Genomic DNA, 21,132 nt, shown 5'->3' on the forward strand with positions numbered 1-21,132 from the left:
CGAGCAAGCCCGCTCCCACATTTGGAATGCATTCCCCTGTGGGAGCGGGCTTGCCCGCGATTGGGTTCACCGCTTACTTAGCCACTTTGCCCAGAACGCGCAGGCGACTTACACCCCCATCCGGGAACACATTCAGGCGGATGTGGGTAATCGGCCCCAGTGCCTTGATCTGCTCGGCGAAGGTGTGTTCAGCGTGCATTTCCAGTTTCTGCGCCGGCAGCAGTTCGCGCCAGAACAGCGATTGGGTTTCGATCTGGCTGTCGGTGCCGCCCTTCACGAATGCGCCCTGGATCGAGCAGGTGTCCGGGTAGTTGCCCTTGAAGTGCAGGGTGTCGACGATGATCTTCTCGATCTCGCCTGGATGACCCAATGCGACGATCACCCAGTCATTGCCTGGCGTACGACGACGCGCGGTTTCCCAACCGTCGCCCATGTTGATGCCACGGCCCGGGTTGAGGATGTTGCTCATGCGGCCGAAGTGTTCGTCGGAGCAGGCCAGGGCACGACCGCCGTTCAGGGCTGACGCCAGGTCGACTTGTTCGTTGTCGCCCACCGAAGACCAGTCGCGGAACGGCACGCCGTACACACGCAGACGCGCCACGCCGCCATCCGGGTAGATGTTGAAGCGCAGGTGGCTGAAGGCTTGGTCGTTGTTGATCTCGTGGTAGTGGTGGCTGTTGCCTTGCAGCTCGACGGCCGACAGCACTTCCACCCACTGGGTATTGTCATCCGGCTCGCCCGAGGCCAGGAAGCAGGCTTCCAGGGAAGCCGACGGCGGGAAGTTGCCGGTGAAGAATGAAGTGTCGATGTCCACGCCTTTGATCGAACCTGGCACGCCCAGGCGAATCACCGCGCTGTCGTAGCCTTCGAAGCGCTTGCGGCGCGACTCCCAGCCGTCCATCCACTTGCCGTTGTCATCGAAAACGCCCTCCTTCCACACGGCCGGTGTCGGCTGGAACAGGCGGTTGGCGTCGGCGAACCAGTCATCGGTCACGGAGATGATCTTGGTGCCCAGGCGGGCGTCGGCCAGGTTGACGAACTTCTCGAAAGGTACGGCGTAAGCTTTCATTCTTCTTGTCTGCCTTAGATAGAGTGGCTGGGGATGGTCTGTTAGAGGGTCAGTAAACGGAACAACGCAATCTTGTTGATCTCGGCCAGTGCGCATTTGAACTCGGTGTCCACCGAGTTGTGGATGCGCGTTTCGAACGCGGCCAGGATCTGATGCCGATTGCTGCCTTTTACCGCCATGATGAAGGGAAACTTGAACTTGGCCTTGTAGGCATCGTTCAGCTCGGTGAAGCGAGAAAACTCTTCGGCCGTGCATTGGTGAATCCCCGCGCCAGCCTGTTCATCAGTGCTGGCTTGGGTCAGTTGACCCTGGACGGCGGCTTTGCCGGCCAGGTCCGGGTGAGCATTGATCAGGGCCAGTTGACGGGTGTGATCGGTGCTCAAAAGGATGTCGCTCATGCGCTGGTGCAGGGTCTCGATTTCATCAATCGAGGCGTCCTGGCCCAGGTCGAAGGCCTTTTCGGCCACCCATGGCGAATGTTCGTAGATATCGGCGAAAGCGTTGACGAAGGCGTCGCGGCTCAAGGTCGAGGGTTTGACGGTTTGGAACGCAGTCATTTCGCCGCTCCCTTGAAAGGGTGGGTTTCGTGCCAGTGACGGGCAATGTCTACTCGGCGCGTGAACCACACGTGATCGTGACCTTTGACGTATTCAATGAAACGCTTCAACGAAGCCAGGCGCGCCGGGCGACCGATCAGGCGGCAATGCAGGCCGATAGAGAGCATTTTTGGGGCCTCGGCCCCTTCGGCGTAGAGCACGTCGAAGGCGTCTTTCAGGTATTCGAAAAAGTCATCGCCCTTGTTGAAACCCTGCACCTGGGTGAAGCGCATGTCGTTGGTGTCCAGGGTGTAGGGGATCACCAAGTGTGGCTTGCCAGTGGGATTGTTGGGCTCCCAGTAGGGCAGGTCGTCGTCGTAGGTATCGCAGTCGTAGAGGAAGCCGCCTTCCTCCATCACCAGTCGCCGCGTGTTGGGGCCGGTGCGGCCGGTGTACCAGCCCAGTGGGCGTTCGCCGGTCAGCTCGGTGAGGATGCGGATGGCTTCGAGCATGTGCTCGCGCTCCTGGGCCTCGTCCATGTATTGGTAGTCGATCCAGCGATAACCGTGGCTGCAGATCTCATGGCCGGCCTCGACCATGGCACGGATCACATCCGGGTGGCGCTGGGCAGCCATGGCCACGGCGAAGATGGTCAGCGGGATATCGAACTCTTTGAACAGTTTGAGGATGCGCCACACGCCGGCACGGCTGCCGTATTCGTACAGCGACTCCATGCTCATGTTACGTGCGCCTTGCAGTGGCTGGGCCGAGACCATTTCCGAGAGGAAGGCTTCGGACTCTTTATCGCCGTGCAAGATATTGCGCTCGCCACCTTCTTCGTAGTTGAGTACGAAAGACAGCGCAATGCGCGCCTTGCCCGGCCAGTGGGGGTGAGGAGGGTTACTGCCGTAACCGATCAGGTCGCGTGGGTAGTCAGCGCTCACTGCAGTCTTCCTTCTTGTTCGTCGTGTTAGCGATGAGTGATTGTATACAACTTATCGCGCACTTTGTAAGCCTACATTTCTGCATTTTTTCTGCAGGGCTCACGATGAATGGTGTAGCAAGAAACTTGCCTGATTGGTCAGCTAATGGACAAAAGGTCGTTTAAAAGCAAGGATCACTCGCCAATTGCCTGCCCACGCAATACGGGTGGGCAGATCCAAAGGTTTGTGATTTTTATTGTGTACAATTTTTTTGAAAAATGTCTTAATCAGCCATCGCCGGCTTTTTCGATGCCCTGAAAAAGTGCGGATTACTCTTCTACTGACTACGGGAGGCGCATAGACGCCATGGGACGTTTGACCACACACGTTTTGGACGCCGCACACGGCTGCCCCGGCAGCGCGATCAAGGTGGAGCTGTACCGCGTCGAAGGTGCGCAGTTGGAGCTGGTCGCCACTGCCGTGACCAACAGCGACGGTCGTTGCGATGCGCCACTGCTGCAAGGCGACGACTACCGCAGTGGTGTCTACCAGCTGCAATTCAGCGCCGGGGATTACTACCGTGCCCGTGGCGTGCAATTGCCGGAACCTGCTTTCCTCGACGTGGTGGTACTGCGTTTCGGCATCAGCGCCGAACAGGATCACTACCATGTGCCGCTATTGATTTCGCCCTACAGCTACTCCACCTATCGCGGTAGCTAGCGTCACCTTGCTTCACACCCCCAAAGCTCTTCGTTGGTTTCGCCCGCCCACACTGCGGGCTTTTTTTTGCCTGTCGTGGCTCAATTATCTAGCGCCTCTTGGCTGTCTACGGTGATTAGGCTGGATGTTTTCCTCATTCAGAATGAAAACACCATGAGCCTCGATATCGGTGAACCAGACATTGCTGCCGAAGCCGCGCGACAGGAGATTCACACCCAGTTGCGACGGCGAATCAACGCCTGCACTCATCCCAGCCGTCTGATTAACCAGATCGCCCTTGCTGATTTGCGGTGTGGTGAGTCGACACAGGCGCTCACCTATCTGATAGGGCGCTCGCCCAAAGTCTTGAATGTGATTCGGGCCGCATTGCGCAAGGCGTTCAACGTCGATCCGGATAGCCTGTTGTTTACCGAACCCAAACCGCCCCTCGCGCCCGAGAAAGTCGACACGCTGACCGATCGGGCATTGTTGCTGCTGGTCAAGCCTTCTGTAGCCATCAACATCAATTCATTCACCGCCCTGAGCGTAAAGGGTGAACCGAGCCGCCGATTGCCCTATACCCCGTTGGACGTATTGCAACGGGTTATCGAGATGCGGCTGATAGACCGGCTGATCCGTGCGCATAAAACCTATTGGAATACTTTGGTCGAGGGTTCCTGGCTCACGCGACAGGAGCGCTGGGTCGAGTTGCACATGGGGCTGTTCGCTGACCGTGCTTTTATCACGCGGCAACTGGACGAGCTGTCGAGTGCGGGAATGGCCATGGTCCAGGCTGTGATCGATGCCCCGACCGCAGAGGCACGCCAGCGGGCTGGTGGACATTGGGCCTGCGTACAAGTGAGCCAGCTGATGTGGCCGGGTACGCCCGCCGTGGCGGTCCCCGGTGCATTGCATATTTATCGTGAGGGCGAGCCCGCTGAAGCCCCTCATGTGATTTACCTTCCAGGTGTGGTGCGCAATTTTTACGAATATCCGAACTTCACGGCCCTTCAATGCGGTCTGCTGGAGCTGGGCAGAGAGCGTTTTCATCAGCTCTGGCAATGCCTGCCGTTAAATCGGCGCAATAGGTTATGCCCCCCCGCAGACTTGTCGCCGGCAACCGGGTTTGCTCGCGGATTGAAGATTGTGGGTGATGCGCTGGCGCAAGGCGCACAGTCGTTGTTGGAGGGGCAGTGGAACAATGAAGTGGCCTGCGCCTTTACGATTAATCTGGCGCACGTTTTCTCTACAGAGCGCCCCCGGCCTCAGCCGTTGGGTGTGGTGCCCTTTCTCACGTTCATGGAGAGCACCAGGAAGCAATTGATCGGTGGCGTTCGCCTGGGCCCGATTCGTGATCAATTACTTAAATGGGATCATCAGCGACGACATGCAGAAATAGTCTTTGCCAGCCTGGCACCCGGTCTGGCGTTACTCACTGCGGAGCATCAGTTTAAACGCTACGAAAAAGGCCTGGTCGCGCTGTTGGCCCTGGATGATCCCGGCGCAGAGACACCTGCGTACCAAGAGCTCCTGTTGTTGATGAGCCAATTGGAGGTCCATACACAGGCGTTGAACACGTTGATGAAGGAGGCGCTGCCACGGCTGCTTGATCTGGTTTTCTGGGCTGAGCGACCCGGAGGGGGGGGAACTCCCAGGCGTGTTTCGTTGTTCATGGGCACCCAGATCGAGGCTCTGCGCTGTGAGGTTCAGTTGCAACACCGACTCAAGCTGCTCGGCACGGCCCATCGAGACTTGATGATTGAAGTGATAGAGCAGCCTTTGGCAAGCAAGCGCCCTGGCAGTCAAGCTCAGGTGCTGTCAATCGCGATTGGCAGCGAGCCAGACGCCTTTTACCCGCTCCATAACGTGTGGGTGGTCACCACGGCAGCGGCGCTGAGGAGGCCGATCCGCCAGCTTCCCGTCGTTCTGTACGCTTTTGGGGTGGAGGGCGGGGTGATGGCTTTTGCCGGGTTGGAGGCGCTGACCCGAAGCGTCAAAGCCAGTCTCGCCAGTCGGGACGATACCGTGCTGTGGGGGAGTGTCGAGCGCGATAAGCGTAACGACTTACGTACACATGCGGCACGTGAAACCTTGGCGGTACGCTATGTGCCCATCCATGGCAAGCCGGCATTGGCATCCATCAAGAAGCTCCTTGGGTCCTATGATCGCTTGTACAAAAGCACGGATGACATCACGCGCATTTTCAGCGAGGTGAAGGATGCCGGGTTGGCCCGTGCGCTGTTGCTGAATGAACTGGAACAACAACTGCAGGTTCCCGGCAATAGCGCTCTGAATCGTGCAAAGACGAATATTGAGCTGCTGCGCAAGGTCGCGCTTGAAGCGAAAAAACTGCCGGCATGGTTAACGGGGGCAACGCACACGAAGCGTAAACACTTCAGGCGTTTGCAGACGCTTTACATGAGCAGCGCCTGGGCATTTTTAGCGCGGCAAGAACAACGTCTGCCGGACTTGAACACGTATGCCCGCCAGGAGTTGACTGCCCGTTTGCGTCGCGAGGGGATCTCCCTGGGGGTTGGTTTGGACGAGCCCTTTATGGCTATGTCGGGGGATATTCACGGCACCTATTGTGATTATGAAGAGGCTTGTCTCCTGAAGGACCCGCAGAAGGTATTGCCCCCGTCCTCTGCGTGCAGGGCATTCAGCCTGGTGGAACTGGCGCTGAATAACCTGGACCCTTTGGCACCTTGGACGCAATATAAATTCGACCGTGCTTGCCCTCTGCGACGGACGTGGCCAGACACACTTCACGTTAACCATTTGAGGCAAATAGTTTCTTCGCTGGATATCGGCGGCCGGTACGACACCTTGATCAGAGACGTTTTTTATCCGCCTGTTAAGCCCGACCACTCGCTCTCCGAAGGGCGTATTCCTGAGTTATTGAATCGCGTGTTGCGCGCGGGCGTTGAGTATCATCTTTTTTCAGCGGTTCAGCAGGGGCTGTCGGCGAAAGCGCAAAGTGTATTCAGTACTGCAATGGCTGCTCGTACGCCGCAGGACCTGTTGGAAAACCAGCATGAACTACAACTGCACGTGGTTCATTTGGTGGGACATACGATGCAGCATGATCGCTATATCGCGGGGATAGTGGTTGTGCAAGACAAGCGCTCGGCGCTGTGCGTGGTCTATTGGCCCCAGGCTCCGCACGCGCTGGTGCTCACTGAGTACAGTAGCCTTGAAAAGGCCAGGGCTGAATTGAACCGTTTTGGCGCATTGCCAGATAACGCCAGGACGCTGGCGCGGCAGGTCGCACCTGGCTGGGCCTTTCAGGCAACGTTCGATTCTCTGCTTGAACCCAATGCCGTCAACATACTGGATGTGGCCCCTGGTACTTTCTTTGTGAAAGGGATTTGGCGGTTGTCTCGCGTATTCCGCGTGAAGCACCTGGAGCCATCGCTCTTGCAAGGTGAGATAGAAGAGCAGGTGTTCGAGCAGATTGCCAGTGATCCTCAGGATTGGCTGGCGATTGTCGCCAAGTCCAACTGCAATGCCCAGGCGTTGCTGTACCGCGGTCATGTGCATGATTTGCAACGCCAGACACAGGCGGCCAGTTACTCCAATAAGGCGCTGGAGGAATATCGAGTCCGCCGCCTCCGCGACGATAACATCGCCAAAATACGGATGGTGTTAAGTACCTTTATTCCGATACTCGGGGTGTTCAGTGACATCTATGAATTGTACTTTGCGGCGCGGCGTTATCAGCGTTCTGACGATCCCCGTGATAAAAACGTGTTTGCCGATACGATAAGATTTTTTGTAGTCAATCTGGTAATGACCTTCGTACCCGGTCCCAAGAGAGCGGGTGTTACGGTGGCTCCCGTTGTACGGTCAGTTCTGCCCCCTGCCTTGGGGCGGATACGCCGCTTGCGTGTGGAGCCGAGCGGCGTTTCCCGTTCGGCTTCATTGGTGAGGCAACTTCCGGCGCTGGAGCGTTTCAAGGTCAAATCGGTGCCCGAGGGAGCGGTGGCGCTCAAAGGGCTGGGTGAGAAAGGTGTGTATGCGAAGGATGGCGCGCTGTTTGTGGAGGATGGCACGCACCATTACCCGGTTTACCAGCGTAATAACGAAGCGTTATTTCGCCTGAAAAACCAGCAGGTCGCGGGTCAGGACGAACTGATTCTGAACATTCACGAGCCGGGCGAGTGGTTACTGGGTGCGGACGCGCCCCAGCCGGTGGCGGGGACGAGTTCGAGAACGCTCAATCCATGGCAGCCACCAGCGTCACCCCCGCCTGATTGGTGGCCGCCCATTGTGCGCACGGCGACGGAAAATTCGATTCTTCAATCAGCTACGACGGCGGATCATTGGGTAAGTTGGCGTGTGTCTGCCCCAGATTTTCGGCAAGTGATTTCTCCCGCACCTGGCGTTTTTCATGTTCCAAGTGGGGCCTCTGGTTTTTCCTATAATGTTGCGCGAGTCGCCCCACCGAATGTTGCCTTTGACCATCTGACCAGCGGTTTTTACAGGTTGCTTCCTGAAGGGCATCAGGCGCCTTTGGATCGTATTGTATTCATGACAAAGAATGAGCCGTTGGCTTCAAAGGCGATCGATGATATCAAGCGTTGGGCAAGCACGGCGTTGCATGAACAACCCCTTCCAATGTCATTTAGCTCGCAGAACGAGTGGACACTCCATGCTCCACTGTTCGGCAGGCCGTTGGCTCAGTCTGTAGGTGAGGCTTTCCCCACCATGACAACCAGGAGTCGAGATTTCACTGTCATGCGCATGACTGAGTTGTCTGGGCCGGAGGGTTCTGCAACGGCTACTCATTTGCTTAACATTCGTACGACGTTGGACAAATGGTTGCCGCCACTTCCTGCCCTGCCAGGGCAAACGGACGACTTGCTGAGGATGTTGCGGCCTCTCGAAAGGGGTCGCCAACGCTTGTTTATTAGCTACCAAGGTGTTACCCCTGGCTTCACGCGTGTTGACTTTACGCCGCACAGGTTAGACCCCTCATTGTGGGTCGTTACATCTCATGCGGCTTCTGTGCGCGCCCCTGCGATGGCTGCCGCTGTTGAGCACGTGATGCTGCAGCAGGGTTTCACGATTCATCAACTAAGGGTGATACGCCACGGTGGTCGGTCATCTGAGTTTGCGGCGACGCATTCCGGTTCGAGTTCCCTTTATTACGTGTCACTCCACTGGGTGGAGAGAGGGAGTGTCAATTTGGGAGAAAGGCTGACTGATAGATGGCTCAACACGACCATTAGCCAAAACGCAAGGAATCCAAGATTCGCGCGAGTCAGAAGTGCTATGGAGGAAGGGCGATTGGTTCGGATCGTGGCAGGCATTCAATGGCCTATCGTGGGTACGGTCCCTCCCACCGTTTATTTCGTCAAAGTGAGTCCATCCTGACCTTCATCAGCGAGATCATTCCGGCACCGCCAAACAACCCTGCACTGATGCGATTGAACCAGCTTTGGCCTTTGCCGCTGCGCAGGTAGCGGGCGGCACCATGGGCGCTCAAACCATAAGCCAGCTTGCAGAGCAGGTCGAGTACGGTCCAGGTGGCGATCATGATCAGCAGTTGTGGCAGGAACGGTTGATCGCCGCTGAGAAACTGGGGCAGGAAGGCAGCGAAAAACAGGATGTCCTTGGGATTGCTGGCGCCGAGGACAAAGGCGCGGCCAAACATCGTGCGAAAGCGTGGCGTGGCGGCCAACTGCGGAACTTCGGCACCGTGCGTCGGCTGACGCGATTGTTTCCAGCTTTGCCAGGCCAGATAGAACAGGTATGCCGCGCCGACTACCTTCAAGGCGCTGAACAACTGCTCCGACGCCAGCAGCAGCGCACCCAAGCCGAGGGCCGAGGCGCTGAGCAGGCAGATCGAGGCAAACACCCCACCGAGAAACGCTGGATACGAACGACGCAGGCCGTAGTTGAGACTGTTGCTGATCATCAACAGTGACAGTGGCCCAGGGATCAGGATCACTACCAATGCCGCGCCGCTGAACAGTAGCCAGGTTTCCAGGTTCATCCGTTACTCCTTTATAGAAATATGAATTTGGCGATAAAGATCGCGCACAGCACCCACAAGCTGGCGGAGATCTCGCGGTACTTGCCGGTACCGGCCTTGAGCGCCACATACGTGATAAAGCCCAAGGCGATCCCGTCGGCGACCGAGAAGGTCAGTGGCATCATGATCGCCGTGACAATGGCCGGGATGCTGTCGGTGGCTTCATCCCAATTGATGTGCGCCATGCTTGCCATCATCAGCATTGCCACGTAAATCAGCGCACCTGCCGTGGCGTAGGCGGGGATCATGCCTGCCAGCGGGGCGAAAAACATCGCCGCCACAAACAGTACACCGACGGTCACGGCCGTGAGCCCGGTGCGACCACCGGCCGCGACCCCGGCAGCACTCTCCACGTAGCTGGTCACGGGCGGCACGCCAACCATTGCACCAAACACGCTAGAGGCACTGTCGGCCTTCAAGGCACGGGACAGGTTATCGATGCGCCCATCGGCATTCACCAATCCGGCCCGCTGCGCGACGCCCATCAGTGTACCTGCGGTATCAAACATGTGTACAAAAAGAAAAGCAAAAACAACGCTAATCATGCTGATATTGAATACACCCTTGACGTCCATGGCCATCCAGGTCGGCGCCAGGCTCGGTGGGGTGGAGATCATGCCGTTGTAATGCACCAGGCCCAGGCCCCACCCCGCGAGGGTGACAGCGATGATACTGATCAGGATGGCGCCGAACACACGGTGGTAGCTGAGGATGGCGATGAGCAGGAAGCACACGGCTGCCAGTAGCGGCGCTGGCTCATGCAGCGAGCCGAGCTTGATCAAGGTGGCCGGACTGTCGACGATGATGCCTGCGGTCTTCAAGCCAATCACGCCGAGGAACAAGCCGACACCTGCCCCCATGGCATGGCGCAGGCTTACGGGAATACTGTTGAGCAACCATTCACGCACACGCGAAAGGGTCAGGCCCATGAACAGCACGCCGGAGATAAACACCGCACCCAGCGCGGTTTCCCAGTGATAGCCCATGGTGCCGACCACGGTGTAGGTGAAAAACGCATTAAGCCCCATACCCGGCGCCAGGCCCACTGGCCAGTTGGCGTACAGGCCCATCAACAGGCAACCCAGCGCGGCGGCGATGCACGTGGCGACGAACGCCGCGCCATGATCGATACCGGCGTCGGCCATGATGTTGGGGTTGACGAAGATGATGTAGGCCATGGTGATAAAGGTCGTGAGGCCGGCGATCAGCTCGGTCTTCACTGTGGTGCCATGCAAACTGAGTTTGAACAGGCGTTCCAGCCAGCTGTTCTGTGAGGGGGCAAGGTCCAGCGTCGGGGCTTCGGATTTGCGGCTTTCCACAGCGAGTACTCCTCAAGAGTTTTATTGTTATTTCCAGCGCCGGTCACAAATGTGGGCAACAGCGCTTTGAGGTACTGGCGGGTTTTGTTGACCAATAGGTCAGGAACTCGCACGCAGTGGATTATGCTTTTGTATACAAATAAAGCAAATAATGTTTTCGAATGGTTGGGGCACTGCTAGTTCGCTGCGCTCAATGCTTGATTGACGGCTAGCCAGCCGGTCACCGCTTCCTCCCCGGCTTCGCTGAAGGCCCGCTGCAGCAACTTCACCTGTTCCCGGCGCAGTGACTGCTCGAAACGCCGGCCTTCGTCGCTCAATTCCAGCAGGCGTTTGCGCTTGTCGGTCTCGGACGCGACGCTGCTGACCAGGTGCATTTCCTGCAGCTGGCGCAGCGGCATATTCAGCGCCTGCTTGCTCACACCGAGCAATTCCAGCAGCTCTTTTACGCTCAACGCCGGATAGCGCGCGATAAAAAACACGATGCGCTGGTGCACTCGGCTCAGGCCACGGCGTTCGAGCATTTCGTCGGCCTTGGCGGTGAACGCCTGGTAGCCAAAAAAGAACGCTTGCATGGCTTCTTGTTGGCTGGTTGGGTTTTTAAGGTCAAGCATATTGACGTATCCGTTGAAGTCGTCGTAATTTCGGTCAACCAGTTTGACGTACTTTCCACAGTCTTCGCTACCGGTGACCTTATGGCCTTCTCTGAACGTGTTACGCGCCTCAAAAGCTCCTTGATCCGTGAAATCCTCGCGGCAGCCCAGCGCCCGGAAGTGATGTCGTTCGCCGGTGGCCTACCGGCCGAGGCCATGCTGCCCGCGCTGAGTTGGGATGATATGCCGCTGAACATCGGCCAATACGGCATGAGCGAAGGCGAGCCGCGGCTGCGTGAACTGTTGGCGGCCGAGGCTCGTGCGTTGGGCGTGCCCTGTGAGGCCAGCCAGGTGCTGGTGGTCAGCGGCTCCCAGCAAACCCTGGACCTGGCGGCCAAGCTGTATATCGACAAAGGCACGCAGATCCTGCTGGAGGGGCCGACTTACTTGGCCGCGTTGCAGATCTTCCAGCTGTTCGGCGCCGATTGCCTGACCGTGCAACTGGAAGCTGATGGCCCGAACTTGACGGCGTTGCGCGACAACCTGGAACGCCATCGACCCGCGTTCATTTACCTGATCCCGACTTTTCAGAACCCATCGGCCGTGCGCTACAGCGAAGCCAAGCGCGAGGCGGTCGCCGCGCTGCTCGATGAGTTTGGCGTGACCCTGATCGAGGACGAACCCTATCGCGAGCTGACGTTCGATGGTGGCAGTGCCAAACCCATCGTCGGGCGCTTGAAAAAAGCCAGCTGGATCTACACCGGCACCGTCTCCAAGACGCTGCTGCCGGGACTGCGTGTGGGTTACCTGATTGCCAGCGCGGATTTGTTCCCGCATTTGCTCAAGCTCAAGCAGTCAGCCGACCTGCATACCAATCGCGTCGGTCAATGGCAGGCGATGCAGTGGATGGGTACGGAAAAATACCGGCAGCATCTGGCGCAACTGCGCAGTTTTTACCGTGAGCGTCGCGATGCTTTCCAGGCCGCGTTGGCGCGTCACTTCGATGACTTGGCCAACTGGCAGGTGCCCCAGGGCGGATTATTCTTCTGGCTGACCTTGAAACAACCACTCGACACCCGCACTTTACTGGCGCAAGCATTAGAACAGGACGTCGCGTTCATGCCCGGTGAACCGTTCTTTTCCGAGCCGGACCTGCATCTTGGCTCGTTGCGACTCAATTTCAGCCATATTGACCCGGCCCGCCTGGACGAAGGTCTCAAGCGCCTGGCCGCGGTGGTCCGTCAAGCACAGCACGCGCAAGCGGCATAAGGGGAGCCCCATGTACAAGGTTTATGGCGATTACAAGTCGGGCAACTGCTACAAGGTCAAGTTGATGCTCAACCTGCTGGGCATCCCGTACCAATGGATCGATGTCGATATCCTCAAGGGCGATACCCAGACTGCCGAATTCCTGGCCAAGAACCCGAACGGCAAGATCCCCGTATTGGAACTGGAAGACGGCACCTGCCTGTGGGAATCCAACGCGATCCTCAACTTCCTCGCCGATGGCAGCGAGTTCCTGCCGTCCGAACCGCGCCTGCGGACCCAGGTGCTGCAATGGCAGTTCTTTGAACAGTACAGCCACGAGCCGTACATCGCGGTGGCGCGGTTTATCCAGTTCTACCTGGGGCTGCCCGAGGATCGCCTGGAGGAATACAAAAAACTGCACAAGGGCGGTTACAAAGCGCTCAAGGTCATGGAGCGCCAGTTGCAGCTGACGCCGTATCTGGTGGGGGATCAGTTCTCTATCGCCGATGTGGCGTTGTATGCCTATACCCATGTCGCCCAAGAGGGTGGCTTTGACTTGGATGCTTATCCGGGTGTGCAGGCGTGGTTGAAGCGTGTTGCCAGCCATCCCAGGCATGTCGCCATGCTGAGCTAATTCACTCGGTCAAAATGTGGTGTGTCAGTGAGTTGTTCTTTCAGCAGATCGAAACACTGCTGCGCCGCTGGGCTCAAGCCCATCCCGCTACGACTGATCAAGCCGATCTCCCGGTTTACGCCGGGGTGATCGATGTTGATCCGCTTTAAACCTTCCAGGCTGTCCGCCGCCGACTCCGGCAACACACTGATCCCCAACCCCTGGCGCACCAGTGCCAAAACCGTCGACATGTAGTTGGCTTCCATGCCTGCGTTCATCGTCAGCCGCGTTTCATCGAATAATGCATCCACTTGCTCGCGCACGCTGCTGTCGCGGCCGGTGAGGATGATCGACTGTCCCGCCAACTGCTCCAGCGTCAGTTGTGGATGACGGGTGAGGGGATGATCAAGCGGCACAAATGCACACAAACGATCGTTCAACACCGGCAGGAACTCCAGGCCATGGTTCAGTCGCGCACGCACGCCGATACCGAAATCCACCATCCCTTCGCGAACCTGGGCATGGATACGGTGAGCCACCAAGTCATGCAGGCGTATTTCGATCCCGGCAAAGCGCTCGCGGAACAGACGCAAAGCCGGGGGCAGGGCGCCCGCGCACACGGAGGGCAGGGCGGCGATAGTGACGACGCCTCTGCGCAATGCCGCCAGGTCGCGAGAACCGGTGACAATGTTGTCCAGGTCCAGCAGCAGTTTTTCCATGGGACCACGGGCATCCTGGCCAGCGGCGGTGATGCTGACGTGGCGCGGGCTGCGGTCAAGCAGGGCGACGCCGAGCCAGTCTTCCAGTTGTTGCACCTGCACCGTCAGGGCGGAAGGGGACAGGTGCAGCTCGCTAGCGGCCTTGGTGAAACTGCCCGTGCGGGCCACCGCAAGAAACGCCTGAATGTGTTGGATACTGTTCTTCATTTTGTTTTTCCGAACACTAGGTGGTGAATATTCCAATTTACAAAGACTAACCCGCTTCCAATACTCCAGGGAAAACAATAACCGGCCGCAAAGGCCGCTCTGGAGTACCCCATGCTCGCTACCCTGGGTGTCATCACCATCCTGTGCCTGCTCGCTGCTGTCATGAGCAAGCGCCTTTCACCGCTGGTGGCCCTGATTGCCTTGCCGATCATTGCCGCACTGCTCGGCGGATTCGGCCTGCAAACCAGCGCCTTCATCATCACCGGGATCAAGAACGTCGCCCCAGTGGTGGGCATGTTTGTCTTTGCGATTCTGTTTTTCGGGATCATGACCGATGCCGGCATGCTCGACCCCATCATTGATCGCATCCTGCGCACGGTAGGGACACGTCCTACACGAATTGTCGTGGGCACCGCGACGTTGGCGCTGCTGGTACACCTGGATGGCTCCGGCGCAGTAACCTTTTTGGTCACGGTGCCGGCGATGCTGCCGTTGTATACGCGGCTGGGCATCGACAAGCGCATCCTGGCTTGCGTATGTGCCATGGCCGCCGGGGTCAATTTTTTACCCTGGACCGGGCCGGTACTGCGCTCGTCGGCGGCGTTGCATGTGCCGGTGGCGGATTTGTTCCAGCCGCTGATTCCGGTGCAGATCGTCGGCCTGGTGTTTGTCTTCGCCTGCGCCTGGTGGCTGGGCCGCCGTGAGGAAAAACGCCTGGGCCTGGGCGCCGGCTCCACGGTGGACGCCGTGCCGCAACGGCTGCTCAGTGAAGATGACATCAAGCTGCGCCGACCACGGCTGTTCTGGGCCAACCTGATGCTCACTGTGCTGGTGATGGTGGTGATGATTGCCGGCTGGGTCGATCCGGTGGTGATGTTCATGCTCGGCACCGTGGTCGCGCTGTGCATCAACTATCCGAACGTGGATGCCCAGCGTGCGCGCATCGATGCCCATGCCAAGACCGCCTTGACCATGGCCAGTATCCTGCTCGCGGCGGGGGTGTTCACCGGCATCATGCAAGGCACCGGCATGCTCAAGGCGATGGCCGAAGTGGCGGTGGCCCAGATTCCGGCGGGGCACGGCAAGCTGATTCCGGCCGTGGTGGGTTTCATCTCCATGCCGTTGAGCCTGCTGTTTGACCCCGACTCCTACTATTTCGGTGTGATGCCGGTGATCGCCGAAGTCGGCAAGGCCTTGGGCGTCGATCCGTTGCAAGTGGCCCAGGCTTCGTTGCTGGGCGTGCACACCACCGGTTTTCCGGTCAGCCCACTGACCCCCGCGACCTTCCTGTTGGTGGGCCTGTGCAAGATCGAACTGGCCGATCACCAGCGCTTCACTATTCCTTTTCTGTTTGCCGCGTCGGTGTTGATGACCCTGACCGCGTTGCTCCTGGGAGTCATTTGAGATGAAAACCTTACGCATCGGTTCCGGCGCGGGCTATTCCGGCGACCGTATCGAACCTGCCGTGGAGCTGGCTGAACAGGGCGACCTGGATTACCTGGTGTTCGAATGCCTGGCCGAACGCACCATTGCCTTGGCGCAACAGGCGCGTATCAGCGATCCGCAGGGCGGCTATGACCCGTTGTTGAGTGAACGCATGCGCCGCGTGTTGCCATTCGTTGGTCGGCATGAAGGCGGCCGTCGTCTACGGGTGATCACCAACATGGGAGCGGCCAATCCGGTGTCCGCCGCCGATGAAGTTCGGCGTATCGCCAGCGAGCTGGGCCTTGATCTCAAGGTGATCGCCGTGGTCGGCGATGACGTACTGAATATGTTGAAACCTGAGTTTCTGCTGGATAACGGCCAGACCGTCGGTTTCCTGGGGGACAGGCTGATTTCAGCGAATGCCTATATGGGCGTCGACGGCATTCTTGATGCGTTGCGCGCCGACGCCGATGTGGTCATCACCGGTCGCGTAGCCGACCCGTCGTTGTTCCTGGCGCCACAGATGTTCGAGTTCGGCTGGGCGGCTGACGACTGGCCGCGCCTGGGGCGTGGGACATTGGTGGGGCATTTGCTTGAGTGTGCCGGACAGGTCAGCGGTGGGTATTTTGCCGATCCCGGTTTCAAGGATGTGGAGGACCTGGCGCGCCTGGGCTTCCCCCTGGCCGAGATTGGCCCTGATGGCGAAGCAGTCATCACCAAGGTCTGCGGTTCGGGTGGGCGGGTCAGTCGCGCCACGTGCACCGAACAACTGATCTACGAGGTACATGATCCTGCCTCATATCTGACGCCGGATGTGACTGCGGATTTTTCCCAAGTGGCGTTCATGGAGGAGGGCGTTGATCGCGTTCGCGCACACGGCGCTGCTGGCCGTGCGCGGCCCGAGCAGTTGAAGGTCAGCGTTGGTTATCTGGACGGTTGGATCGGCGAAGGGCAGATGTCCTACGGCGGCCCAGGTGCTGTCGCACGTGCGCAGATGGCGCGGGAAATCGTACTCAAGCGTCTTGAGTTGACGGGCGTGAGAATGCAGGACGTGCGCGCCGAATTAATCGGCATGGATTCGCTGCACGGCCCGCGCAGCAGCGTCGAACCCTGGGAAGTACGCCTGCGTGTGGCTGCCCGCTGTGCAGATCGCAGCGAGGCGGTGCGGGTCGGTAATGAAGTGGAAACCCTCTACACCAACGGCCCGTCCGGCGGTGGAGGTGCAAGTAAGAGCGTACGCCAGGTGGTGGCGGTGGCATCGTTGATGCTGCCGCGCAGCCAGGTCAACCCGAGGATCGAAGCATGAAATTGCACACGCTGGCCCATTCCCGTACCGGAGATAAGGGCGACACGTCGAACATCTCGATCATTGTGTACCGCGCCGAAGACTATTCATGGCTGTGCGAACAGCTGACCGCCGAGCGCGTGGCCGAGTTCTTCGCCGGCTTGCGCGAGCCGGACGCAGCGCCGGTGCGGCGTTATGAACTGCCGAACGTACAGGCGCTGAACTTCGTGCTGCCGGGTATTTTGCGCGGCGGCGTCACCCGTTCGCTGGCCCTGGATGCCCATGGCAAGTGCCTGGGTTCGGCGCTACTCGATCTCGACTTGGCAATGCAAAATTGAATGTGGGAGCTGGCTTGCCTGCGATGGCGATGTTTCAGCAGTAGAGATGCAAGCTGACCCACCGCCATCGCAGGCAAGCCAGCTCCTACACTGATCGCGGTGTCAGTCAGACTGCGGCGAAACGCTTGTCCAGGTAATCGATGATCACCTTGGAGTCATACATCCAGGTGGTCTGGCCATTCTCTTCAATGCGCAGGCACGGCACCTTGATCTTGCCGCCTTGCTCCAGCAAGGTCTGGCGGTCTTGCTCGTTGTTCTTCGCATCCTTCAACGCCACCGGCACATTCAGACGGTGCAGGGTGCGGCGGGTCTTCACGCAGAACGGGCAGGCGTGGAACTGATACAGGGTCAGGCCCTTGGCCGCTTCATTGACCTTTGCCTGCTGTTCAGCAAGACGCGCCTTTTTGCGTGGGCGAGTCAGGAAGTCCCCCGCGATGATGATTTGGCCGAGGCCCACTCGAAGTGCTTTGACGAACATGGCTGAAACCTCTTGCCCATGACAGAAGGGGCCGCAGCTTACCTCAATTCTGCAGGCGAAAAAAAACCGGCGATGAACGCCGGCTTTTTCGTACGCAGCCTGTTACTTGATCAGGCTGAGGAATTCGCTACGGGTCGCCGCGTTTTCGCGGAACTCACCCAGCATCACCGAGGTGATCATCGACGAATTCTGTTTTTCCACACCGCGCATCATCATGCACATGTGCTTGGCCTCGATCACGACGGCCACACCCAGGGCACCGGTCACTTGCATCACTGCGTCGGCGATCTGGCGGCTGAGGTTTTCCTGGATCTGCAGGCGGCGCGCATACATATCGACAATCCGCGCTACCTTCGACAGGCCCAGCACTTTGCCGCTGGGGATGTAGGCAACGTGGGCCTTGCCGATGAACGGCAGCAAGTGGTGTTCGCACAACGAGTACAACTCGATGTCCTTGACCAGCACCATTTCGCTGTTGTCAGAGCTGAACAAGGCACCGTTGGTGACTTCTTCCAGGGTCTGTTCATAGCCGCGGCAAAGGTACTGCATCGCCTTGGCAGCACGCTTTGGCGTGTCGAGCAGGCCCTCGCGGGAAACGTCCTCGCCGAGCTGGCCGAGGATCGCGGTGTAATTCTGTTCCAGGGACATGAAACTACCTGTGGGTTTTTCGCAAAGCGCAAGGGTACGGTGGCCGACCCATCGCTGCAAGCCTGACGATGGCAGTTGTTACTCGTCGCGTCCTTCCATCATGGTGCGCTTGAGCATCACATACACCGCGCCGGCGCCGCCGTGGCGGGCCTGGCACGAGGTGAAACCGAGCACTTGGGCGTGCTGGCGCAGCCAAGTGTTGACGTGGCTCTTGATCATTGGGCGTTTGCCATCCAGCCGCACGGCCTTGCCATGGGTGACGCGTACGCAGCGGATCTCGAATTTAGTGGCTTCGGCCAGGAAGGCCCAAAGGGTTTCGCGGGCTTTCTCGACGCTCATGCCGTGCAGGTCGAGGCTGCCTTCGAACGGGATCTGCCCAACCTTGAGCTTGCGCATCTGGCTTTCCTGCACGCCATCACGCGCCCACATCAACTCATCTTCGGGGCCGACGTCGATCACGAACTGGTCCGAGAGACCATCCACTGCTGTGGCATCGGTGCGCACAGTCGCGGCCTGGCGCAGCTTGGCGATCTGCGCCCGGTCGGTCTTGGGTTTGCCGGTGTCGGCGCGGTCGTGCTTGATCGGCTTGACACCGCGCAGCTCGTTTTTGAACAGGGAAAAATCGTCGTCTTGCATATCAGCCTCCGCGAAGGGCGGGCAGTTTACCTAAATCGCGGCGGCCGGGGCGCAGGAAACGCTATCCAAGTGCCATCAGTCGTGCTTTTTCATCAGGTGCGAAGCGATGTTCAGTGACAACGGCTGGCGCATCCGTCGACGACTGCGACGCCACAACCACACGCCCAGCCATAGCACCAACAGCCCGATCGCCAACAAGATGGCCGAACCGCCAGGGCTGGCATTCAGTTCACCCAGGGCGGGGGAGTGACCAAACAAACCGGCGCCACCAGCGCCGGCCAACATCAGACCTACTATCGCCAGCAGCGCGGCAAAGCCGGCGACCAGGCGCAGACGCCAGTTGCTCGGGCCCTTGGGGCGCAAGCGACGGGCATCAAAACCATCGGATATCTTCATTCCGACCTTTCCTCCAGGGTATCGGCCCTTCGACCGGAAGATACACAAGTTGTTCCTGAGAGAGAGGTAAATGCGCCGAATGAGAGGGCGTTGCGGATGAGCGGGGCAATAAACACGCCACACCGCTCATCAGAAGTCGATCAGATCAGATCTTTGGTCAACGCGAGGGTTGCGAAGTTGTCGGCCATGATGGCCATTTCGGTCTGTTGTACGTGTTCTGCACTCAGGATGCCGCCTTTGTAAGGCAGGTCGCGGGTGGCGCAGGCGTCTTCCACCAGGGTGCAGCGAAAGCCCAGGTTCTTGGCGGCGCGCACGGTAGTGCTGACGCTGGAGTGGCTCATGAAGCCGCAGACGATCAGGTCCAGGGAGCCGAGGTCTTGCAGGTGTTTTTCCAGGCCGGTGCCGTGGAACGCACTGGGCAGCAACTTGCCGATGATGGTTTCGTCAGCGAGGGGTTCCAGGCCCGGGATGAATTCGCCGCGCTCACCTTGTGGGTCAAACAGGCCGCCGACGGTGCCCAGGTGGCGCACGTGCACGATCGGACGCCCGGCGTTGCGCGCGGATGACACAAGCTGCTTGATGTTACCGACTGCTGCGTCCATGCCCGAGAGGGCGAGTGGGCCGCTGAGGTATTCCTTCTGGGCGTCGATGATCACGAGGGTCGCATGGTTCAGGTTGGCTGCTGCGTAACCGCGACCGCTGAGTTGAAACATCGTCTTTGGAACGGACATTCTGGGGCTCCTGTGAGGGGGGCTTTTGCGACATTGTCCACTGGCTGAGCGGTTCTGTGAATCGCTACCATCGTAAGGTACGCCGTTGTTGACGTGCAGCGATGTCAAGTGGGCGGCTTGTTTAGGACAATGATGGCAAATTGGATGAATTCCGACGGATGGCGAACGGTTTTCGTACATCGAAGGGACAGGCGAAGGCTGTTAGAATCGCCAGTCGTTTTTTCCAGGAGCTTGCCCCGTGATCACTTCCCGCCTGCGCACCTTGCGCGACCATATCCGTTGGGCTGTCAGCCGTTTCCATGGGGAAGACCTGTTTTTCGGCCATGGCACCGACAACGCCTGGGACGAAGCCCGGCAATTGGTGCTCGGCGCCTTGCACCTGCCTTGGGAAATTGCTGATAGCTACCTTGACTGCAACCTGGAAGAAGAAGAAATCTCCCACGTGCAGCGTTTGTTGCATCGCCGCATTCACGAGCGAGTACCTACCGCTTACCTGCTGAAAGAGGCTTGGTTCTGCGGAATGTCGTTTATCGTCGACGAGCGTGTGTTGATCCCACGCTCACCGATTGGTGAACTGATCGAAAACCGCTTCGAACCCTGGCTGGCCCAGCCGCCGGCGCGCATCCTCGACCTGTGCACGGGCTCCGGTTGCATCGGTATTGCCTGTGCCTATGAATTCCAGAACGCCGAGGTGGTGCTGGGCGATTTGTCCTTCGAAGCCTTGGAAGTCGCCAACCAGAACATCGAGCGCCATGGCGTCGATGAACGTGTTTATACCGTGCAAGGGGATGGCTTCGACGGTCTGCCGGGCCAACGGTTTGACTTGATCGTGTCCAACCCGCCGTATGTCGATGCCGAAGACTTCGCTGACATGCCGGATGAATACCAGCACGAGCCGGAGCTGGGCCTGGCCTGTGGTGATGATGGCTTGAACCTGGTGCGGCGCATGCTGGCCGAGGCGGCGGACCACTTGACCGAGAAGGGTTTGCTGATTGTCGAAGTCGGCAACAGTCAGGTGCACGTCGAGGCGTTGTACCCGGAAGTGGATTTTGCCTGGTTGGACTTCCAGCGCGGTGGTCATGGTGTGTTCATGCTGACGGCTGAGCAATGCCGAGCGCATCAAGCCATCTTCGCCGCTAGGGTTTAAGCTGGCGTTGCTGTAGGAATATGGTCAGTGTGGGAGCGGGCTTGCTCGCGAATGCGGTGGATCAGTCACCTAATGTATTGGCTGATAC

The 21,132-nt window shown here is 58.7% G+C and carries 20 protein-coding genes; 8 read left to right on the forward strand and 12 right to left on the reverse strand.

Annotated features, from left to right (window positions below; all coding sequences use genetic code 11):
- Positions 1 to 73: 73 nt before the first annotated feature.
- From alc to puuE, 3 genes are read right to left on the reverse strand one after another with little or no spacing between them, the layout of a single operon-like run.
- Positions 74 to 1,069, reverse strand: a complete 996-nt coding sequence (gene alc / locus ACRESD_RS24975; RefSeq protein ID WP_431753347.1) for an allantoicase — start codon at positions 1,067 to 1,069, stop codon at positions 74 to 76.
- A 41-nt stretch (positions 1,070 to 1,110) separates the two neighbouring features.
- Entirely contained in the window at positions 1,111 to 1,626 is a 516-nt protein-coding gene (uraD, locus tag ACRESD_RS24980) for a 2-oxo-4-hydroxy-4-carboxy-5-ureidoimidazoline decarboxylase (protein ID WP_431753348.1), read from the reverse strand.
- Positions 1,623 to 2,549, reverse strand: a complete 927-nt coding sequence (gene puuE, locus ACRESD_RS24985) for an allantoinase PuuE (RefSeq protein ID WP_286837867.1) — start codon at positions 2,547 to 2,549, stop codon at positions 1,623 to 1,625. Before puuE ends, uraD begins: the two co-directional genes overlap by 4 nt.
- Before the next feature lie 345 nt (positions 2,550 to 2,894).
- On the opposite strand from puuE, the gene uraH reads away from it, so the two are divergent.
- Both uraH and ACRESD_RS24995 read left to right on the forward strand, forming a co-directional pair.
- The gene (uraH, locus tag ACRESD_RS24990; protein ID WP_028617268.1) at positions 2,895 to 3,248 is read left to right on the forward strand and encodes a hydroxyisourate hydrolase; all 354 of its coding nucleotides are present in this window, start codon (positions 2,895 to 2,897) and stop codon (positions 3,246 to 3,248) included.
- A gap of 153 nt (positions 3,249 to 3,401) precedes the next feature.
- A complete protein-coding gene (locus ACRESD_RS24995) occupies positions 3,402 to 8,603 on the forward strand; it encodes a dermonecrotic toxin domain-containing protein (RefSeq protein WP_431753349.1) in 5,202 nt (1,733 codons plus the stop codon).
- Here ACRESD_RS24995 and ACRESD_RS25000 read toward each other — a convergent pair.
- The 3 genes from ACRESD_RS25000 to ACRESD_RS25010 form a co-directional block, all read right to left on the reverse strand.
- The gene (locus ACRESD_RS25000; protein WP_431753350.1) at positions 8,584 to 9,225 is read right to left on the reverse strand and encodes a LysE family translocator; all 642 of its coding nucleotides are present in this window, start codon (positions 9,223 to 9,225) and stop codon (positions 8,584 to 8,586) included. The two genes, ACRESD_RS24995 and ACRESD_RS25000, sit on opposite strands and share 20 nt — an antisense overlap.
- A gap of 11 nt (positions 9,226 to 9,236) precedes the next feature.
- Positions 9,237 to 10,583: an NCS2 family permease gene (locus tag ACRESD_RS25005; protein WP_431753351.1), complete on the reverse strand. Its 1,347-nt coding sequence runs from the start codon at positions 10,581 to 10,583 to the stop codon at positions 9,237 to 9,239.
- Between the two features lie 176 nt (positions 10,584 to 10,759).
- Positions 10,760 to 11,194, reverse strand: a complete 435-nt coding sequence (locus ACRESD_RS25010) for a MarR family winged helix-turn-helix transcriptional regulator (protein WP_431753352.1) — start codon at positions 11,192 to 11,194, stop codon at positions 10,760 to 10,762.
- Between the two features lie 81 nt (positions 11,195 to 11,275).
- On the opposite strand from ACRESD_RS25010, the gene ACRESD_RS25015 reads away from it, so the two are divergent.
- Positions 11,276 to 12,442, forward strand: a complete 1,167-nt coding sequence (locus ACRESD_RS25015) for a PLP-dependent aminotransferase family protein (protein ID WP_431753353.1) — start codon at positions 11,276 to 11,278, stop codon at positions 12,440 to 12,442.
- Between the two features lie 10 nt (positions 12,443 to 12,452).
- A complete protein-coding gene (locus ACRESD_RS25020) occupies positions 12,453 to 13,055 on the forward strand; it encodes a glutathione S-transferase family protein (RefSeq protein ID WP_431753354.1) in 603 nt (200 codons plus the stop codon).
- Here the strand turns inward: ACRESD_RS25020 and ACRESD_RS25025 are convergent.
- The gene (locus ACRESD_RS25025; RefSeq protein WP_431753355.1) at positions 13,052 to 13,960 is read right to left on the reverse strand and encodes a LysR family transcriptional regulator; all 909 of its coding nucleotides are present in this window, start codon (positions 13,958 to 13,960) and stop codon (positions 13,052 to 13,054) included. The two genes, ACRESD_RS25020 and ACRESD_RS25025, sit on opposite strands and share 4 nt — an antisense overlap.
- A gap of 111 nt (positions 13,961 to 14,071) precedes the next feature.
- On the opposite strand from ACRESD_RS25025, the gene ACRESD_RS25030 reads away from it, so the two are divergent.
- From ACRESD_RS25030 to ACRESD_RS25040, 3 genes are read left to right on the forward strand one after another with little or no spacing between them, the layout of a single operon-like run.
- Complete coding sequence (locus ACRESD_RS25030) at positions 14,072 to 15,364, forward strand: CitMHS family transporter (protein ID WP_431753356.1); 1,293 nt, start codon at positions 14,072 to 14,074, stop codon at positions 15,362 to 15,364.
- Between the two features lies 1 nt (position 15,365).
- Positions 15,366 to 16,691 (forward strand): acyclic terpene utilization AtuA family protein, encoded by a 1,326-nt coding sequence (locus ACRESD_RS25035; RefSeq protein ID WP_431753357.1) that lies wholly within the window; start codon positions 15,366 to 15,368, stop codon positions 16,689 to 16,691.
- Positions 16,688 to 17,008: an AtuA-related protein gene (locus tag ACRESD_RS25040; protein WP_431753358.1), complete on the forward strand. Its 321-nt coding sequence runs from the start codon at positions 16,688 to 16,690 to the stop codon at positions 17,006 to 17,008. Before ACRESD_RS25035 ends, ACRESD_RS25040 begins: the two co-directional genes overlap by 4 nt.
- A 106-nt stretch (positions 17,009 to 17,114) precedes the next feature.
- Here ACRESD_RS25040 and ACRESD_RS25045 read toward each other — a convergent pair whose 3' ends face one another.
- From ACRESD_RS25045 to ACRESD_RS25065, 5 genes are all read right to left on the reverse strand, one after another.
- Positions 17,115 to 17,486: a glutathione S-transferase N-terminal domain-containing protein gene (locus ACRESD_RS25045; protein WP_431753359.1), complete on the reverse strand. Its 372-nt coding sequence runs from the start codon at positions 17,484 to 17,486 to the stop codon at positions 17,115 to 17,117.
- Between the two features lie 102 nt (positions 17,487 to 17,588).
- A complete protein-coding gene (folE, locus tag ACRESD_RS25050) occupies positions 17,589 to 18,134 on the reverse strand; it encodes a GTP cyclohydrolase I FolE (RefSeq protein ID WP_003442011.1) in 546 nt (181 codons plus the stop codon).
- 78 nt (positions 18,135 to 18,212) lie between these two features.
- Complete coding sequence (locus tag ACRESD_RS25055) at positions 18,213 to 18,770, reverse strand: Smr/MutS family protein (protein WP_431753360.1); 558 nt, start codon at positions 18,768 to 18,770, stop codon at positions 18,213 to 18,215.
- Between the two features lie 75 nt (positions 18,771 to 18,845).
- Positions 18,846 to 19,166: a hypothetical protein gene (locus ACRESD_RS25060; RefSeq protein WP_431753361.1), complete on the reverse strand. Its 321-nt coding sequence runs from the start codon at positions 19,164 to 19,166 to the stop codon at positions 18,846 to 18,848.
- Positions 19,167 to 19,306: 140 nt separating this feature from the next.
- Entirely contained in the window at positions 19,307 to 19,897 is a 591-nt protein-coding gene (locus ACRESD_RS25065) for a cysteine hydrolase family protein (RefSeq protein ID WP_431753362.1), read from the reverse strand.
- 238 nt (positions 19,898 to 20,135) lie between these two features.
- Between ACRESD_RS25065 and prmB the strand changes: the two genes are divergently transcribed.
- A complete protein-coding gene (gene prmB / locus ACRESD_RS25070; RefSeq protein WP_431753363.1) occupies positions 20,136 to 21,044 on the forward strand; it encodes a 50S ribosomal protein L3 N(5)-glutamine methyltransferase in 909 nt (302 codons plus the stop codon).
- The last annotated feature ends 88 nt before the right edge of the window (positions 21,045 to 21,132 follow it).

The sequence above is a fragment of the Pseudomonas sp. genome (genome assembly GCF_050739995.1).
Taxonomy (GTDB): domain Bacteria; phylum Pseudomonadota; class Gammaproteobacteria; order Pseudomonadales; family Pseudomonadaceae; genus Aquipseudomonas.

Bases quoted from the DNA above. Each gene is read 5' to 3' on its own strand.
- ACRESD_RS25020 (WP_431753354.1), top strand. From the start codon at position 12,453: ATGTACAAGGTTTATGGCGATTACAAGTCGGGCAACTGCTACAAGGTC.
- ACRESD_RS25065 (WP_431753362.1), bottom strand. From the start codon at position 19,897: ATGTCCGTTCCAAAGACGATGTTTCAACTCAGCGGTCGCGGTTACGCA.
- ACRESD_RS25060 (WP_431753361.1), bottom strand. From the start codon at position 19,166: ATGAAGATATCCGATGGTTTTGATGCCCGTCGCTTGCGCCCCAAGGGC.
- ACRESD_RS25025 (WP_431753355.1), bottom strand. From the start codon at position 13,960: ATGAAGAACAGTATCCAACACATTCAGGCGTTTCTTGCGGTGGCCCGC.
- alc (WP_431753347.1), bottom strand. From the start codon at position 1,069: ATGAAAGCTTACGCCGTACCTTTCGAGAAGTTCGTCAACCTGGCCGAC.
- folE (WP_003442011.1), bottom strand. From the start codon at position 18,134: ATGTCCCTGGAACAGAATTACACCGCGATCCTCGGCCAGCTCGGCGAG.
- uraH (WP_028617268.1), top strand. From the start codon at position 2,895: ATGGGACGTTTGACCACACACGTTTTGGACGCCGCACACGGCTGCCCC.
- uraD (WP_431753348.1), bottom strand. From the start codon at position 1,626: ATGACTGCGTTCCAAACCGTCAAACCCTCGACCTTGAGCCGCGACGCC.
- ACRESD_RS25055 (WP_431753360.1), bottom strand. From the start codon at position 18,770: ATGCAAGACGACGATTTTTCCCTGTTCAAAAACGAGCTGCGCGGTGTC.
- ACRESD_RS25010 (WP_431753352.1), bottom strand. From the start codon at position 11,194: ATGCTTGACCTTAAAAACCCAACCAGCCAACAAGAAGCCATGCAAGCG.
- ACRESD_RS25030 (WP_431753356.1), top strand. From the start codon at position 14,072: ATGCTCGCTACCCTGGGTGTCATCACCATCCTGTGCCTGCTCGCTGCT.
- ACRESD_RS25040 (WP_431753358.1), top strand. From the start codon at position 16,688: ATGAAATTGCACACGCTGGCCCATTCCCGTACCGGAGATAAGGGCGAC.
- ACRESD_RS25035 (WP_431753357.1), top strand. From the start codon at position 15,366: ATGAAAACCTTACGCATCGGTTCCGGCGCGGGCTATTCCGGCGACCGT.
- ACRESD_RS25000 (WP_431753350.1), bottom strand. From the start codon at position 9,225: ATGAACCTGGAAACCTGGCTACTGTTCAGCGGCGCGGCATTGGTAGTG.
- ACRESD_RS24995 (WP_431753349.1), top strand. From the start codon at position 3,402: ATGAGCCTCGATATCGGTGAACCAGACATTGCTGCCGAAGCCGCGCGA.
- ACRESD_RS25045 (WP_431753359.1), bottom strand. From the start codon at position 17,486: ATGTTCGTCAAAGCACTTCGAGTGGGCCTCGGCCAAATCATCATCGCG.
- ACRESD_RS25015 (WP_431753353.1), top strand. From the start codon at position 11,276: ATGGCCTTCTCTGAACGTGTTACGCGCCTCAAAAGCTCCTTGATCCGT.